Source organism: Paracoccus gahaiensis, from assembly GCF_005048225.1.
Lineage (GTDB): Bacteria > Pseudomonadota > Alphaproteobacteria > Rhodobacterales > Rhodobacteraceae > Paracoccus > Paracoccus gahaiensis.
The window spans coordinates 136,287-152,965 of the sequence record NZ_SUNI01000004.1; the positions used below are offsets into that span (position 1 = coordinate 136,287).

Genomic DNA, 16,679 nt, shown 5'->3' on the forward strand with positions numbered 1-16,679 from the left:
GCCCGAATGACGACCTAGGAGGGCGAGATGACCGGTTTGCTGGATCAGCGGAAATTCTACATCGATGGGGCATGGGTCGCGCCTGCCGCGGCGCGCGACCTGGAGGTGATCGATCCCTCGACCGAGGAAGCGGTGGCGGTGATCTCGATCGGCGACCAGGCGGATACGGACCGGGCGGTGGCGGCGGCCAAGCGGGCTTTCCCGGCCTGGGCCGCGACGCCGCCCGCCGAGCGCCTGGCGGTGGTCGAGAAGATCCTGTCGGTCTATGAGCGGCGGATGCCCGATCTGGCCCGCGCCATGAGCCTCGAGATGGGCGCGCCGCAGGACATGGCGCTGGAGGATCAGGCCGAGGCCGGGGCCTGGCACACCCGCAACTTCATCGCCGCCTTCAAGAATTTCGAGTTCATCCGCCCCTTGGGCGATCACGCCCCCACGACCATGATCGCATGGGAGCCGGTGGGCGTGGTGGGCCTGATCACGCCGTGGAACTGGCCGATGAACCAGGTGACGCTGAAGGTGATCCCGGCCCTGCTGGCGGGCGATACCTGCGTGCTGAAGCCCTCCGAGATCGCGCCCCTGTCCTCGATGGTCTTCGCCGAGATCCTGGACGAGGCCGGGGTGCCGGCAGGGGTCTTCAACCTGGTCAATGGCGACGGGCCGGGCGTGGGCAGCCAGCTGTCGGTGCATCCCGATGTCGAGATGATCAGCTTCACCGGCTCCAGCCGGGCGGGCATCGCGATCAGCAAGGCGGCCGCCGACAGCCTGAAGAAGGTCTGCCTGGAACTGGGCGGCAAGGGCGCCAATCTGGTCTTTGCCGATGCGGACGAGAAGGCGGTCATCCGCGGGGCGCGGCATTGCTTCTACAACAGTGGCCAGTCCTGCAACGCGCCGACGCGGATGCTGGTCGAACGCTCGGCCTATGACCGGGCGGTCGAGATCGCGGCGAAGGTGGCCACCGAGACGGCGGTGGCCAGCGCGCATGGTCCGGGCAAGCATATCGGGCCGGTCGTCTCGAAGGACCAGTGGGACAAGATCCAGGGCCTGATCCAGGCGGGCATCGACGAGGGCGCGCGGCTGGTCGCGGGCGGCACCGGCCTGCCCGAGGGCGTCAACCGGGGCTATTTCGTGCGGCCCACGGTCTTCGCCGATGTGACCAATGACATGACCATCGCGCAGCAGGAGGTCTTCGGTCCCGTGCTGGCGATCATCCCCTTCGACAGCGAGGAGGAGGCGGTGGCCATCGCCAACGACACGCCCTACGGGCTGACGAACTATGTCCAGTCGCAGGACGGCGCGCGGCGCAACCGCCTGGCCCGGCAGCTGCAGGCGGGCATGGTCGAGATGAACGGCGAATCGCGCGGCGCCGGGGCGCCCTTCGGCGGGGTCAAGAAATCCGGCCGGGCGCGCGAAGGCGGCGTGATGGGGCTGGAGGAGTTCATGGACAGCAAGGCCATCAGCGGATGGGATCTCGGGGCCAGATGAGATCTTGCCTGCCCTTCGGGGCAGGCGACAGCCGGGGGGACGTCACGTCCCCCCGGACCCCCCTGTGGGATATTTGAAGACCGAAGCTGGCACAGGCTGGGTCATCCGGGGCGAGGCCGCGGCGGGGCGACGGGCCCGCGCGGAAGGCGGCCCCCTCGATGGGGGCGGCTTTCGCCTTTGTCGCCCGGAGGGCTTTGGGGGGGTGCGGCGCGCGCGCCGGCTCAGGTGATCTCGGCCAGGAAGATGTAGCCCGCGCCATAGATGGTCTTGATCAGGCGGGGGTTCCTGGGGTCCTCGCCCAACTTGGTGCGCAGGCGCGAGATGCGGACATCCATGGCGCGGTCGAAGCTGTCGCCGGCGGTTCCGCCGAGCGAATCCAGCATCTGCGGGCGGGTGATCAGTCGGCGGGGATTGTCGGTGAACAGGCGCAGCACCTCGGCCTCGGCATGGCTCAGCGGCGTCTCGGTGCCGTCGGGGGCGGTCAGCAGGTAGCGGTCGAAATCGGCGCGCCACCCGGCGAAGCGCAGGCTGCGGGGGCGGTTCGCCGCGCCCATGGCGGGACGGCGCAGGCGGGCGCGGATGCGGGCCACGACCTCGGCGGGTTCGAAGGGCTTGGTAATGTAGTCGTCGGCGCCCAGTTCCAGCCCGGTGACCCGGTCCTGCACCTGCGCGCGCCCCGAGATGATGATGATCGCCGCCCCCGAATCGGCGGCCAGCCGATGGACCAGCGCCAGACCGTCGCGGTCGGGCAGGCCCAGATCGATCAGGCAGGCATCCGGGGTGATGCGGCGCAGCGCGGCCTCGAATTCGGTGGCGCGGGCAAAGCACTGGGTGCGGAAACCCGCCTGTTCCAAGGCCTGGGACAGCAGGTGGCGGATCTGGGGCTCGTCGTCCAGGATGGCGATCAGCGGGGCATCGGTCATGCGGGATCCTCGGGGGGGCCGGGTGCTGCGGCCAGGACGGCGGCGAGGCGGCTTTGGGTGAAGGGCTTGGTCAGCACCGGGCCCGGTGCCAGCGCGCGCAGCGGATGGCCCTGCGGCAGCGAGGTCATCAGGATCAGCGGCACGGGGGCGGGCCCGGCCAGATCGGGGCCCAGCCCGTCGCCCAGCTGGATGTCCGACAGGATCAGCCCCAGCCCCGGAAGGTCGGTCAGGGCGCGGGCCTCGGAGAGCGAGGCGGCCTCGATCACCGCATGGCCCAGACCGGTCAGCTGGTCGCGGACCTGCGCGCGGATCTGGTCGTCATCCTCGACCAGAAGCACCATCCGGCGCGCGACCGGGCGCCAGGGCAGGCGCAGCACCACCTGCGCGCCGCGCGGGCCGTTCGACAGGCGCAGCGTGCCGCCGACCATCTTGGTCTGGTCATAGACCATCGACAGCCCCAGGCCCGAGCCCTGGCCCTTCTTGGTGGTGAAGAAGGGCTCGGTCGCGCGGGACAGGGCCTCGGGGGTGAAGCCCGGGCCGGTATCGCCAACGGTCAGTTCCAGCCAGTCGCCGTTGCGCCGCGCCTTCAGCGTGATGCGGCCGGGCGGGGTGATCGCGGCATTGGCGTTGAGGACCAGGTTCAGCAGCGAATCCTGCAGCGCGCCCGGGTCCAGCAGCAGCGGGCCCGGCGGCAGGGCCACGGCCAGATCCAGCCGCGTGCCCTCGGCCAGCGAGGGGCGGGACAGGGTGGCCAGATCGGCCAGCAGGGCGGGCAGGTCCACCGGCTCCAGCGCGGGGTCGCGGGCGCCGGTGATCCGCGCCAGCCGGTCCAGCAGCGCGGCGCCGCGCCGGGCGGCGGCCAGCGTGGCCTGCACGTCCTCGGCAGCCTCCGGGGGCAGGTTTCGGGTGGCCAGCCGTCCCTGCAGGCCGAGGATGATCGTCAGCAGGTTGCCGAAATCATGCGCCATCCCCGAGGTCAGCCGGGCGGCCAGATTGCGCCGCGCGGCATGGGCGAGGGCCTCGCGCGACTGCACCTCGGCGCTGACATCGGTGGACAGGATGTAGACGCCCTGGCCGTCGCGGTCGGGTGTCAGGGCGATGCGGATGCGCCGGCCCGAGGTGGGATGCGTGATCTCGAACACCTGCGGATCGCCCGCCAGCGCGCGTTCCATGTAGGGGCGCAGGGTCTGGGCGGTGGCGCTGCCCAGGGCCTGTTCCAGCGTCAGGCCGACGATGTCGCCGGCCGCGCCCGGGAAGATCACCGGCAGGCGGCGGTTGGAGAAGGTGTAGCGGTACTGGGCATCCATATGGGCGATATGGGCGGGCACCATCTCGGTCACCTGCCGGGTGCGGGCCTCGGTCCGGGTCAGGATGCGCTGCGCCTCGGAGAGGGCCGCGTTGGTGGCGGCCAGCTTGCGGTTCGCGGCGGCCAGACGTTCGGCATTCAGCAGCACCTGCTGGGACAACGCATCCGAGCGGGCACGCAGCAGGGCCTCCTGCCGCTTGATGTCGGTGATGTCTGTATAGACGGTGACCCAGCCCCCCTGCGACAGGGGCGCGCCCTCGACCGCGACCCACCGGCCATCGGCGCGTTCGCGTTCGAAGTAATGCGGCTGGAAGGTGCGGGCCTGCGCCACGCGGAAGGCGACCGTTGCCTCGGGGTCGTCCTGAGGGCCGTATTCGCCGCGCAGGACCAGATAGCGGATCGTCTCGTCGAAGGCGGTGCCGGGCAGGGTGAGCGCGTCGGGCAGGTCGAACATCGCCTGATACTGCCGGTTCGCCAAGGCCAGCCGCAGGTCGGCGTCGAAGATCGACAGCGCCTGGCCGATCAGGTTCAGCCCCGACCGGGTCAGGTCGGCGCGGATCTCGGCCCGTGTGACGGGGTCGGCCTCGGGCTGGTGCATGGGGTCGTCCTCCGGGTCCAGCAGTAGCATCGGGGGCGATCTGCGCAAGCGGCGTAACATTTTGTTGGATTCGGGCAAAACTGGCGCAAGGATTGGCGCCAAGGGTGAAGAGGTCACCGGGGCGGAGGAGGTCCCGGCGGAGGACGCGCACCGGACCCTTATGCCGGGCGTGTCGGGAGGAGAGAAAAGATGACGCAGCCAAGGACGCCCCCGGGCGATCTGCGCTCGGTGCCCGCGCTGCTGGCGCGCAACGCGGTGCGGTTCGGCGGCCGGCCCGCCTATCGCGAGAAGGAATACGGGATCTGGCAAAGCTGGACCTGGGCCCAGGCCGCGGACGAGATCCGGGCGCTGGCGATGGGGCTGATGGCGCAGGGGCTGGCGCCCGGCGACCACCTGGCGATCATCGGACGCAACCGCCCCGCCCATTACTGGGCGATGATCGCCGCGCAGATGTGCGGCGCGATCCCGGTGCCGCTGTATCAGGACGCCGTCGCCGCCGAGATGGCCTATGTGCTGGACCATTGCGGCGCCCGCTTCGTCATCTGCGGCGATCAGGAACAGGTCGACAAGGTCCGCGAGGTCGAGGAGACGACCGGGGCCGAGGCCCGCATCATCTATACCGACCCGCGCGGGCTGCGCAGCTATGACGCCGCGCGCATGGCCTCGCTGGCCGAGGTGCAGCAGCAGGGCCGCGCCGGGGCGGGCCAGCTTGGCCCCCGGCTGGACGCGATCGTGGCGGGCTTGGATTACGACAGCACCTGCGTGATGCTGTATACCAGTGGGACGACGGGCAAGCCCAAGGGCGTCGTGCTGTCCAACCGCAACATCATCGAGACGGCGAAGAACACCGCCCAGTTCGACCACCTGACCGAGGCCGAAGAGATCGTGGCCTATCTGCCGATGGCCTGGGTCGGCGATTTCATCTTCTCGGTCGGCCAGGCGATGTGGTCGGGCTTCACCGTCAACTGCCCCGAGGGCGCGCAGACGATGATGACCGACATGCGCGAGATCGGGCCCACCTATTTCTTCGCCCCGCCTCGCGTCTTCGAGGGGCAGCTGACATCCGTGATGATCCGCATGGAGGATGCCGGGCGGATCAAGCGCTGGCTGTTCAAGCGCGGCATGGCGGTCGCGCATCGCGCTGGCCCGGCGCTGTTGGATGGCAAGCCCGTGGGGATGGCCGACCGGCTGGCCTATGCCTTCGGCAAGCTGTTCGTCTTCGGCCCGCTGAAGAACACGCTTGGCCTCAGCCGCGTGCGCGTGGGCTATACGGCGGGCGAGGCGATCGGGCCCGAGATCTTCGATTTCTACCGGTCGCTCGGGATCAATCTCAAGCAGCTCTACGGCCAGACCGAGGCCTCGGTCTTCATCACCCAGCAGCCCGACGGGCAGGTGCGCTCGGACACGGTGGGGGTGCCCTCGCCCGGCGTCGAGGTCCGCATCGGCGAGAACGGCGAGGTCTATTACCGCAGCCCCGGCACCTTCGTCGAATATTACAAGAACGCCGACAGCACGGCCTCCACCAAGGATTCCGAGGGCTGGGTGGCCACCGGCGATGCGGGCTTCTTCGAGCCCGAGACCGGCCACCTGCGCATCATCGACCGCGCCAAGGATGTGGGCAAGATGGCCGACGGGTCGATGTTCGCCCCCAAATATGTCGAGAACAAGCTGAAGTTCTATCCCAACATCCTGGAGGCGGTGGTGCTGGGCAATGGCCGCGATTTCTGCACCGCGATGATCAACATCGACCTGACGGCTGTGGGCAACTGGGCCGAGCGCAACAACATCGCCTATGGCAGCTATCAGGAGCTGGCCGGCCACCCCCAGGTCTATGACCAGATCCGCGCGCATGTGGAGGCGGTGAACGCCTCGGTCGCCGAGGATCCGATGCTGTCGGGCTGCCAGATCCACCGCTTCCTGGTGCTGCACAAGGAACTGGACCCCGACGACGGAGAGATGACCCGCACCCGCAAGGTCCGCCGCGCCGTCATCGGCGAGAAGTTCCACGATCTTGTGGGGGCGCTCTATGACGGCGCGCCCAGCATCCACACCCGGACCGAGGTGACCTACGAGGACGGCCGCAAGGGCCATATCAGCGCGACCCTGCGGATCGAGGACGTGCGCGTCTTCGGCGATGCGGGCGCCCGGAAGGCGGCGGCGGAATGATGATGCAGGACAATCTGACAGCCGGTACGCGGCAGATCGGCCCCGTGGTGATGGAGCTGCGCAACATCACCCTGCGCTTCGGCGGCGTGGTGGCCATCAAGGACATCAGCTTCGACATCCGGCAGGGCGAGATCCGCGCGATCATCGGCCCGAACGGGGCGGGCAAGTCCTCGATGCTGAACGTCATCTCGGGCTTCTACCGTCCGCAGGAGGGCGAGGTGATCTTTCGGGGCGTCCCGCGCGGCCCGATGAAGCCCTTCCAGGTGGCGCGCCTGGGCATCGCGCGGACTTTCCAGAACATCGCGCTGTTCGAGGGGATGACGGTGCTGGACAACATCATGACCGGCCGGCTGAACCGCATGAAGGCGGGGTTCCTGTCGCAGGCCCTGTGGTGGGGCAGGGCCGAGCGCGAAGAGACCGAGAACCGCGCCGCCGTCGAGCGCATCATCGACTTTCTGGAGATCCAGAACATCCGCAAGACCCCGGTTGGGCGCCTGCCCTATGGCCTGAAGAAGCGCGTCGAGCTGGCCCGGGCCCTGGCCGCCGAGCCGCAGCTTCTGCTGCTGGACGAGCCGATGGCCGGCATGAATGTCGAGGAGAAGGAGGACATGTCCCGCTTCATCCTCGACGTGAACGACGAGTTCGGCACGACGATCTGCCTGATCGAGCATGACATGGGCGTGGTCATGGACCTCAGCGACCGGGTGGTGGTGATGGATTACGGCCGCAAGATCGGCGACGGCACCCCCGCCGAGGTGCGCGGCAACCAGGCGGTGATCGACGCCTATCTGGGGGTGGCCCATGACTGACCGCGATCTTTGGGAGGGCCGCTGATGGACCAATTCGTCTTTGCCGCCGAGGTGGTGCTGAACGGGCTGATGACGGGCGTGATGTATGCGCTGGTGGCCCTGGGCTTCGTGCTGATCTTCAAGGCTTCGGGCGTCTTCAACTATGCCCAGGGGGTGCTGGCGCTGTTCGCGGCGATGACGCTGGTGTCGATCCAGAACGGCCAGGTGCCCTTCGCCCATCTGATCAACGCGGCCCTTGGCACGCAGATCCACCATTTCGGCTGGACGGTGCCCGCGGCCTTGGCCATCGCGCTGACCGCGCTGGTGATGGTGGGCCTGGCCTTCCTGATCGAGAAGCTGGTCCTGCAGCATCTGGTGGGACAGGAGCCGATCATCCTCTTCATGGCGACCATCGGGCTGGCCTATTTCCTGGAGGGCCTGGGCGACGTGATGTGGGGCGCCGACATCAAGACGCTGGACGTGGGCCTGCCGCAGGGCATCTCGGACGGGATCGAGGCGGCGACGGCCCAGTGGTTCGGCTATGGCTTCTTCATCGACCGGCTGGACCTGTGGGCGACGCTGATCGCGGTGCTGCTGGTCGCGGCGCTGGTGGCCTTCGCGCAATACACCAAGCAGGGCCGCGCGATGCGGGCGGTGGCCGACGACCATCAGGCGGCGCTGTCGGTGGGCATCTCGCTGCGCTTCATCTGGGTGATGGTCTGGTCGATCGCGGGCTTCGTGGCCCTGGTCGCGGGCATCATGTGGGGCACGAAGTCGGGGGTGCAGTTCAGCCTGTCGCTGATCGCGCTGAAGGCGCTGCCGGTCCTGATGCTGGGCGGCTTCACCTCGATCCCCGGCGCCATCGTCGGCGGGCTGATCATCGGAGTGGGCGAGAAGCTGTTCGAATTCACCATCGGCCCGATGGTGGGCGGCGCGACCGAGACCTGGTTCGCCTATGTCCTGGCGCTGATCTTCCTCGTCTTCCGGCCCCAGGGCCTGTTCGGCGAACGCATCATCGAGAGGGTCTGAGGATGGATGGCATGGATGCCTCCGGCGGGGATATTTCAGCCAAGATGAACGCGGCTGGTCTTCATCTTGGCGCAAATATCCCGGGGGTGCGGGGGCTGGCCCCCGCTGCGACGGCAGGGAAGGGAGAGACGCGATGATCTATCGTGAGGCGGGCGATTTCAAGACCAGCTACCGTGCGGACGGCCAGACCTTTCCGATCCGGCTGGACCGCTGGGGCTATTACGCGGTGCTGGCGGTGGCCTTCGGGATCATTCCCTTCGTCATCAACGACTACTGGGCCAATGCGGTGCTGGTGCCCTTCCTGATCTATGCGATCGCGGCCCTCGGGCTGAACATCCTGACCGGCTATGCGGGGCAGGTCAGCCTGGGGACCGGGGGCTTCATGGCGGTGGGCGCCTATGCGGTCTACAAGCTGATGACCTCGTTTCCCGATGTCAGCATCCTGATCCACATCCTGCTGGCCGGGGGGATCACGGCGGGCGTGGGCGTGCTCTTCGGCCTGCCCAGCCTGCGCATCAAGGGGTTCTACCTGGCGGTGGCGACGCTGGCGGCGCAGTTCTTCCTGGTCTGGCTCTTCAACAAGGTGCCGTGGTTCTACAACTATTCCGCCTCGGGGCAGATCACCGCGCCCACGCGCGAGGTGCTGGGCTTTGCCGTCACCGGCCCCGCCACCAGCGCGCCGGCGAAATATCTGGTCTGCCTGGTGCTCGCCTTCCTTCTGGCCTGGGTGGCCCGCAACCTGACGCGCGGCTCCATCGGGCGCAAGTGGATGGCGATCCGCGACATGGACATCGCCGCCGAGATCATCGGCGTGGACCCGCTGCGCGCGAAACTCTCGGCCTTCGCGGTCAGCAGCTTCTTCATCGGGATCGCGGGGGCGCTTCTGTTCGCGGTCTATCTGGGGGCGGCCGAGGTGGGCGAGGCCTTCGGCATCAACAAGAGCTTCCTCGTCCTCTTCATGATCATCATCGGTGGCCTGGGCAGCATCTTCGGCAGCTTCGCGGGCGCGGCCTTCATGGTCCTGCTGCCGGTGCTGCTCAAGAACGTGCTGGTCGGCAACCTCGGCTGGCCCACCGATCTGGCCGCCCATATCGAGCTGATGATCGTGGGCGCGCTCATCGTGACCTTCCTGATCGTCGAGCCGCACGGGCTGGCCCGCCTGTGGCGCCTGACCAAGGAAAAACTGCGGCTATGGCCGTTCCCGCACTGAGTTCACGGCCCCGACCCGGGCAACCGGCACATCATCTCTGGGAGGAGACCCTGCAATGAAACTGACTTTCCCCGCCCTCGTCGCCGCCGCCGTCATGGCCGCGGGTCCGGTGCTGGCCGATCTGGTCGTGCCGAACCTCAGCTATCGGACCGGGCCCTATGGCGCCAACGGCACGCAATATGCCGACGGGTTCAACGACTACTTCACGCTGCTGAACGAACGCGACGGCGGCATCGGCGGGCAGATCGTGCAGGTCCCCGAATGCGAGACGGCCTACAACACCGAGAAGGGCGTCGAGTGCTACGAGGCGACCAAGGACACCGGCGCGCTGATCTACAACCCGCTCTCCACCGGCATCACCTATCAGCTGATCCCCAAGGTCGCGGTGGACAAGAAGGTGCTGTACACGCCGGGCTACGGGCGGACCTCGGCCAAGAACGGGCGGGTCTTCGAATGGGTCTTCAACGCGCCCGCGAACTACTGGGACGGGGCCTCGGTCGCGGTCAAGTATCTGCTGGACCAGAACGAGGGCAGCCTGGAGGGCAAGACCATCGCGCTGGTCTATCACAACAGCGCCTATGGCAAGGAGCCGATCCGCACCCTGCAGGAGCTGGGCGAGAAGCACGGCTTCTCGCTGACCGAGCTGCCCGTCGAGGCGCCGGGGCAGGAACAGAAGAGCCAGTGGCTGCAGATCCGCCGCGAGCAGCCCGATTACGTCATCATGTATGGCTGGGGCGTGATGAACCAGGTCGCCATCCAGGAGGCCGCCAACATCCGCTTCCCGATGGAGAACTTCATCGGCATCTGGTGGGCCGGATCGGAGATCGACGTGCAGCCCGCGGGGGCGGCGGCGGACGGCTACAAGTCGCTGACCTTCAACGGCGTGGGCATGGACTATCCGCTCTATGACGACCTGCAGACGCATGTGATCGATCCGGGCAAGGCCAGCCAGGGCGGGCAGCATGTGGGCTCGGCCGTCTATTCGCGGGGCATGTATGCCGCCGTGGTCATCGCCGAGGCGATCCGCACCGCGCAGGAGATGGCCGGCACCGCCGAGATCACGCCCGAGCAGCTTCGCGACGGGTTCGAGAACCTGTCGATCACGCCCGAGCGGCTGGAAGAGATCGGCCTGCCCGATTTCGGCCCCGAGATCGCGATGAGCTGCGAGAACCACGGCGGCAGCGGCATGGCCCGCCTGCAGCAATGGGACGCCACCGCCGGCCAGTGGACCCTGATCACCGAGTTCACCGAGCCCGACCAGGAGGTGCTGAGCGCGCTGATCGAGGAGGACAGCGCCGCCTATGCCGCCGAGGCCGGGATCACCCCGCGCGACTGCTGACATCCTGTCCCGGCGGCGGCCTCCGTCGCCGGGACCCACCCGCCACAGGGGGCCGCCCATGTTCGATGCCGAGACCAAAGAGACGCTGCTGGACGTCAACAATATCGAGGTGATCTACAACCACGTCATCCTGGTCCTGAAGGGCGTCAGCCTGACCGTGCCCAAGGGCGGCATCACCGCGCTGCTGGGCGGCAACGGGGCGGGCAAGACGACGACGCTGAAGGCGATCTCGAACCTGCTGGCATCCGAGCGGGGCGAGGTGACCAAGGGGGCGATCACCTATCAGGGCCAGGACATCACCGCGCTGGATCCGGCGGCGCTGGTGCGGCGGGGCGTCATCCAGGTGATGGAGGGTCGGCACTGCTTCGAGCATCTTACGGTCGAGGAGAACCTTCTGACCGGCGCCTATACCCGCCGCGACGGCACGGCCGCCATCAAGCGCGATCTGGAGATGGTCTATGACTATTTCCCGCGCCTGCGCGAGCGGCGGAAAAGCCAGGCCGGCTATACCTCGGGCGGCGAGCAGCAGATGACCGCGATGGGCCGCGCGCTGATGAGCCGGCCGCAGATGATCCTGCTGGACGAGCCCTCGATGGGGCTGGCCCCGCAGCTGGTCGAGCAGATCTTCCAGATCGTCAAGGCGGTGAACGAGGGCGAGGGCGTGACGTTCCTGCTGGCCGAGCAGAACACCAATGTCGCCCTGCGCTTTGCCCATCAGGGCTATATCCTGGAAAACGGTCGCGTGGTGATGGAGGGGCCCGCCGCCCAGCTGCGCGAGAACCCCGACGTCAAGGAATTCTACCTGGGCATGTCGGATGCGGGCCGCAAATCCTTTCGCGACGTGCGCAGCTATCGCCGCCGCAAGCGCTGGCTGGCCTGAGGGGGCGATCATGACATTCTATGACGATCTGGAAACCCGCGAGGCGGCGGACCGCGACGAGTCGCTGGCGCGCGCCCTGCCTCTGGCCATCGCCCGCGCCCGGACGGCGCCCGCGCTGGCGCGTCTGCTGCGCGACGTGGACCCCGAGGCGGTGACCGACCGCGCCGCGCTGGCCCGGCTGCCGGTGATCCGCAAGGCCGAGCTGTCCGAGGCGCAGGCCAAGCATCCCCCCTTCGGCGGCTTCACCACCCGCCGGGCCGCCGAGTTCGACCATATCTTCCAAAGCCCCGGCCCGATCTACGAGCCCGGGCGGCGCGAGGGCGACTGGTGGCGGTTGGGGCGGTTCCTGCACGCCTCGGGCGTGGGGCGCGGGGATATCGTGCAGAACTGCTTCGGCTATCACCTGACGCCCGCGGGGATGATGTTCGAATCCGGTGCGCGGGCGGTGGATGCCGCCGTCCTGCCCGCAGGGACCGGCCAGACCGACCTGCAGGTGCGGGCGGCGGTCGATATCGGCTCGACCTGCTATGCGGGCACGCCGGATTTCCTCAAGGTGATCCTGGACCGCGCCGACCAGATGGGCGAGGTCTTGGGCTTCACCCGGGCCGTGGTGGGCGGCGGCGCATTGTTTCCGTCGCTGCGCCAGTTCTACGCGGATCGGGGGATCGTGACGCGGCAATGCTATGCGACCGCCGATCTGGGCAACATCGCCTATGAATCCGAGGCGGTCGAGGGGATGATCGTCGACGAGGGCGTGATCGTCGAGATCGTGCGCCCCGGCACCGGCGATCCGGTGCCCGAGGGCGAGGTCGGCGAGGTGCTGGTGACCACGCTGAACCCCGATTATCCGCTGGTGCGCTTCGCCACGGGCGACCTGTCCGCCGTGCTGGCGGGCACCAGTCCTTGTGGCCGCACGAACATGCGCATCAAGGGATGGATGGGGCGAGCCGATCAGACCACCAAGATCAAGGGCATGTTCGTACGGCCCGAGCAGGTCGCGGCGCTGGTCGCGCGCCATCCCGACATCGCCCGCGCCCGCGTCATCGCCGACCGGCAGGGAGAGATGGACGTGATGACCGTGCAGCTGGAAACCGCGGGGCAGGGGGGCGATTACGCCGCCTCGGTGCTGGACACGCTGAAGCTGCGGGCCGAGGTGGTGCTGGTGGCGCCGGGCAGCCTGCCCAATGACGGCAAGGTCATCGAGGACCGCCGCAGCTATGACTGACCACCCGAATGCACGGCATTTGATCCGTTAACTTGTTCGAAACCTTCGTTACGGAGACATTGACGGCAGACCGGAAAAGGGGTGTCTGAGATGGCCGCGACCAAGGGACTGAACAAGCCGGTGATCATCATCCGGCGCACCGAGGGGGGTGGCGAGGGCGGGCATCACGGCGGGGCCTGGAAGGTCGCCTATGCGGATTTCGTGACCGCGATGATGGCCTTCTTCCTGATGATGTGGCTGCTGAGCGCCACGACTGAGGAACAGCGCCTCGGGCTGGCGGACTATTTCGCCCCCACCGTCATCCAGTCCCCCTCGGCCGAGCAGAGCGGCTCGGGCGAGGGCGAGGACGAGGGCGTGCGCCACGCGATCGAGGCGCCGTTGCCCGACAGCGACAGCGCGGGCGATTTCGACCAGGTCGCCCAGGCCGTGCAGGACAGCCTGACCGGAACGGGCGGCGAATCGGCACAGCTGACCAACCTGCTGCAGCATGTCGTGACCCGCATGACCGACGAGGGGCTGGTGATCGAGCTGAGCGATCTGACCGATGCGCCGCTGTTTGTCGAGGACACCGCCCAGCCCCAGCCCGCGCTGGCCGATCTGATGGGCATCCTCGCCCGCGTCACCCATCACGTGCGCAACGACATCGCCATCTCGGGCCATGTGCGCGCCTATCCCGAGACGCTGGTCTCGTCGCCGGTCTGGCCCCTGTCGGACGCGCGCGCCCATACCGTGCGCAACCTGCTGGAGGCCGAGGGCTTCGATGCGATGCGGGTGCAGCGCGTGTCGGGCTATGCCGACCGCAAGAACCGCAGCGGCAACCCGATGGACCCGCAGAACAACCGGATCGAGCTGATTCTGCTGCGCTAGGCCGGGCGGGTTAGCCTTATCTTAAAGGTTGTCGGCCAAGGTGACGGACAAGAGCGCAACACATGAAGGGTGTCGTCCATGTCCATCTCCTCTGCGATGAATGCCGGCGTGGCCGGGCTGTCGGCCAATTCCTCGCGGCTCGGCACGATCTCGGACAATATCGCGAACGCCTCCACCTTCGGCTACAAGCGCGCCGAGGCCGAGTTCGAGACGATGATCGTGGGCCAGGGACGCGGGCTCTACACGGCCGGCGGCGTGCGCACCTCGACGCAGCGGGTGGTGACCCAGGACGGGGCGGTGGTCACCACCTCGCATCCGCTGGACCTGGCGATGACCGGGCGGGGCATGCTGCCGGTGGTCAGCCTGATGGATGTGAAGAACGGGGCCGAGCCGACGCTGCTGATGACCCGGACCGGGTCCTTTCGCCCCGATGCCGACGGGATCCTGCGCACGTCGGGCGGGCTGGTGCTGATGGGCTGGCCCACCGCGGCGGATGGCAGCATCCCGCTGGTGCCGCGCGACACCCCTGCCGCCCTGCGCCCCATCGTCATCGAATCGAATCGGCCCGTCGGCGATCCCACGTCCCGGGTCGAGATCGGGGCGAACCTGCCCGCGACCGAAACCGCCCCCACCGGCAGCGGCGATGCGGTGCCGGTGCAGGTGCAGTATTTCGGCAACCTCGGCACGCTCGAATCCCTCAACATCACCTTCACCCCCCAGCAGACCAACCCCACGGGCCTGTCCAACAGCTGGCTGGTCGAGGTGCGCGACACCGCCTCGGCCGATGCGGTCGTCTCCAGCTTCGAGGTGACCTTCGACGACACGCAGGCCCTGGGCGGCACCATCGCCGGGGTGACGGCGGTGACCGGCAACGCCTATGACGCGGCCAGCGGCACGATCCTGCTGGACGTGGGCGGCGGCGAGATCGAGCTGTTCGTCGGCGTACCGGGCGGGGCGACGGGGCTGAAGCAGCTGGCCGCGCCCTTCTCGCCCTCCAGCATCATCCGCAACGGCTCTCCTGCGGGCCAGCTGGTCACAGTCGAGATCGACGGCCAGGGCCGGGTGAACGCGACCTATGACACGGGCTTCATCAAGACGCTCTACCGCGTCCCGATCGTCGACGTGTCCAATCCCAACGGTCTTCAGGCGATCGAGGGTCAGGCCTTCAAGCCGTCGCGCGAATCGGGCAGCTTCTTCCTGTGGGATGCCGGCAGCGGCCCCACCGGCGAGGTCGCGGGCTATTCGCGCGAAGCCTCCACCACCGACATCGCCCAGGAACTGACCCATCTGATCACCACGCAGCGGGCCTATTCGTCGAACGCCAAGATCATCCAGACCGTCGACGAGATGCTGCAGGAAACCACCAACATCAAGCGGTGATCCCGATCCGCCCACGCCCGCCTGAAGGAGGCCGCAAATGAGCATCGCCAAGGCGATATCGAACGCCATGTCGGGTCTGGGCGCAACCGCGCGCGGGACCGAGACGGTGGCCTCGAACCTCGCCAATGCCATGACGCCCGGCTATGCCCGGCGCGACATGGTCGTCGTCGGCAGCGCCCTGGGCGGCGGGGTGCGGGTCGACGGCATCACCCGGATCGTGAATGCCAGCCTGCTGTCGGAATCGCGGCTCGCCTCGGCGGCGATGGGCGAGGCATCGACGCAGGCCGCCTTCCACGAGACGATGGAGGCGGTCGTCGGTCTTCCCGGCGGCGCCGTGGCGCTGTCGACGGCCTTGACCGAGTTTCAGACCGCGCTCAGTTCCGCCGCCACCCGCCCCGATGACGAGATCCGTCTGGCTCAGGTCGTCAGCGCCGCAGACCGGCTGGCCACGCGGCTGAACGACGCCGCGACGGCGGTCGAGGCCGCCCGCAGCACGGCGCAGCAGGCGATCGCGGCGGATGTGGCGGTGATGAACCAGTCGTTGGGCCGGGTGGCGCAGTTGAACACCCGGATCTCGATCCTCGACGCCGACGGCAAGGATGCCACGCCGCTGATGGACGAACGCCAGCGGCTGATCGACCGCATCGCCACCATCGTTCCGCTGCAGGAGATCGCGCGCGACGCCGGCCGGGTCGCGCTGTTCACCACCGAGGGCGCGATGCTGCTGGATGGCAGCGTGCCCGCCCGGCTGGATTTTGCCGGCGCCGATCAGGTCGTCGCCGGTCAGGTCGTGGGTGCGCCGCTGGAGTTGCTGTCGCTGAACGGCACCGCGCTGACCGCCGGGCAGATGCGGCTGTTCGGCGGCGGATCGCTGGCCGCGAATTTCCAGATCCGCGACAGTCTGGCCCCGCAACTGCAGTTCGGACTGGATCATTTGGCCTTCGATCTGCATCAGCGTCTGGCCGATCCCCTTGTCGATCCCAGCCTTGGGGCGACCGATGCGGGCCTGTTCACCGATGCCGGCCTTCGGGCCGAGGCCGCGAACCTCGTGGGCCTGGCGGGGCGGATCACCTTGAACGCGACCGTCGATCCGGCGCAGGGCGGCCAGTCCTGGCGCCTGCGCGCGGGGCTGCAGGCGGCGTCCCCGGACCCGGTCGGCCAGTCGGCCGTCCTGATGGCCTTGGCCGAGGCGGTGGAGGGTGCGCGCCCCGGGCAGCCGGGCAGCGGTTTTTCTGGCAGTGCGGGCCTGGCCTCGCGCGTCGGTCTGGTCGAATCGCAGGTCGCGTCCAGGCGCATCGAGGCCTTGTCCGACCTGGCCGTCCGCAGCAGCCGTCATGCGACCATCACGGCAGGCATGATGGCCGAGGGCGTCGACAGCGACGCCGAGATGCAGCGCCTGCTGCAATACGAACAGTCCTACGCCGCCAATGCCCGCGTGCTGATCGCGGTGGACGACATGATCAACCAGATCCTGAGGATGTAGCCC

Annotated in this window: 13 protein-coding genes; 11 read left to right on the forward strand and 2 right to left on the reverse strand. The window is 68.3% G+C overall.

Annotation, left to right across the window (positions count from 1 at the left end; all coding sequences use genetic code 11):
* The first annotated feature begins 27 nt into the window (after positions 1-27).
* The gene (locus tag FA743_RS06910) at positions 28-1,482 is read left to right on the forward strand and encodes an aldehyde dehydrogenase family protein (RefSeq protein ID WP_136885140.1); all 1,455 of its coding nucleotides are present in this window, start codon (positions 28-30) and stop codon (positions 1,480-1,482) included.
* Between the two features lie 221 nt (positions 1,483-1,703).
* Here FA743_RS06910 and FA743_RS06915 read toward each other — a convergent pair whose 3' ends face one another.
* Both FA743_RS06915 and FA743_RS06920 read right to left on the reverse strand, forming a co-directional pair.
* Complete coding sequence (locus tag FA743_RS06915; protein WP_136885141.1) at positions 1,704-2,405, reverse strand: response regulator transcription factor; 702 nt, start codon at positions 2,403-2,405, stop codon at positions 1,704-1,706.
* On the reverse strand, positions 2,402-4,309 hold the full coding sequence (locus FA743_RS06920) for a PAS-domain containing protein (protein WP_136885276.1): 1,908 nt from the start codon (positions 4,307-4,309) through the stop codon (positions 2,402-2,404). The genes FA743_RS06915 and FA743_RS06920 overlap by 4 nt, the downstream gene beginning before the upstream one ends.
* Before the next feature lie 189 nt (positions 4,310-4,498).
* Between FA743_RS06920 and FA743_RS06925 the strand changes: the two genes are divergently transcribed.
* The 10 genes from FA743_RS06925 (at position 4,499) to FA743_RS06970 (ending at position 16,676) form a co-directional block, all read left to right on the forward strand.
* Positions 4,499-6,475: an AMP-binding protein gene (locus FA743_RS06925; protein ID WP_136885142.1), complete on the forward strand. Its 1,977-nt coding sequence runs from the start codon at positions 4,499-4,501 to the stop codon at positions 6,473-6,475.
* Positions 6,472-7,284 (forward strand): ABC transporter ATP-binding protein, encoded by an 813-nt coding sequence (locus FA743_RS06930; RefSeq protein ID WP_425467174.1) that lies wholly within the window; start codon positions 6,472-6,474, stop codon positions 7,282-7,284. Before FA743_RS06925 ends, FA743_RS06930 begins: the two co-directional genes overlap by 4 nt.
* 21 nt (positions 7,285-7,305) lie before the next feature.
* Positions 7,306-8,292: a branched-chain amino acid ABC transporter permease gene (locus FA743_RS06935; RefSeq protein ID WP_169308810.1), complete on the forward strand. Its 987-nt coding sequence runs from the start codon at positions 7,306-7,308 to the stop codon at positions 8,290-8,292.
* A 133-nt stretch (positions 8,293-8,425) separates the two neighbouring features.
* Positions 8,426-9,502, forward strand: a complete 1,077-nt coding sequence (locus tag FA743_RS06940) for a branched-chain amino acid ABC transporter permease (protein ID WP_136885145.1) — start codon at positions 8,426-8,428, stop codon at positions 9,500-9,502.
* Positions 9,503-9,557: 55 nt separating this feature from the next.
* Complete coding sequence (locus FA743_RS06945; RefSeq protein ID WP_136885146.1) at positions 9,558-10,841, forward strand: ABC transporter substrate-binding protein; 1,284 nt, start codon at positions 9,558-9,560, stop codon at positions 10,839-10,841.
* Positions 10,842-10,899: 58 nt separating this feature from the next.
* Complete coding sequence (locus FA743_RS06950; protein ID WP_135311823.1) at positions 10,900-11,721, forward strand: ABC transporter ATP-binding protein; 822 nt, start codon at positions 10,900-10,902, stop codon at positions 11,719-11,721.
* Between the two features lie 10 nt (positions 11,722-11,731).
* Positions 11,732-12,946 carry a phenylacetate--CoA ligase family protein gene (locus FA743_RS06955; protein WP_136885147.1) on the forward strand — a complete coding sequence of 405 codons (1,215 nt, stop codon included), beginning with the start codon at positions 11,732-11,734 and terminating at the stop codon, positions 12,944-12,946.
* A gap of 90 nt (positions 12,947-13,036) precedes the next feature.
* Positions 13,037-13,813 (forward strand): flagellar motor protein MotB, encoded by a 777-nt coding sequence (locus FA743_RS06960; RefSeq protein ID WP_136885148.1) that lies wholly within the window; start codon positions 13,037-13,039, stop codon positions 13,811-13,813.
* 78 nt (positions 13,814-13,891) lie between these two features.
* A complete protein-coding gene (locus FA743_RS06965; protein WP_136885149.1) occupies positions 13,892-15,193 on the forward strand; it encodes a flagellar hook protein FlgE in 1,302 nt (433 codons plus the stop codon).
* A 37-nt stretch (positions 15,194-15,230) separates the two neighbouring features.
* Complete coding sequence (locus tag FA743_RS06970) at positions 15,231-16,676, forward strand: FlgK family flagellar hook-associated protein (RefSeq protein ID WP_136885150.1); 1,446 nt, start codon at positions 15,231-15,233, stop codon at positions 16,674-16,676.
* Positions 16,677-16,679 lie beyond the last annotated feature (3 nt).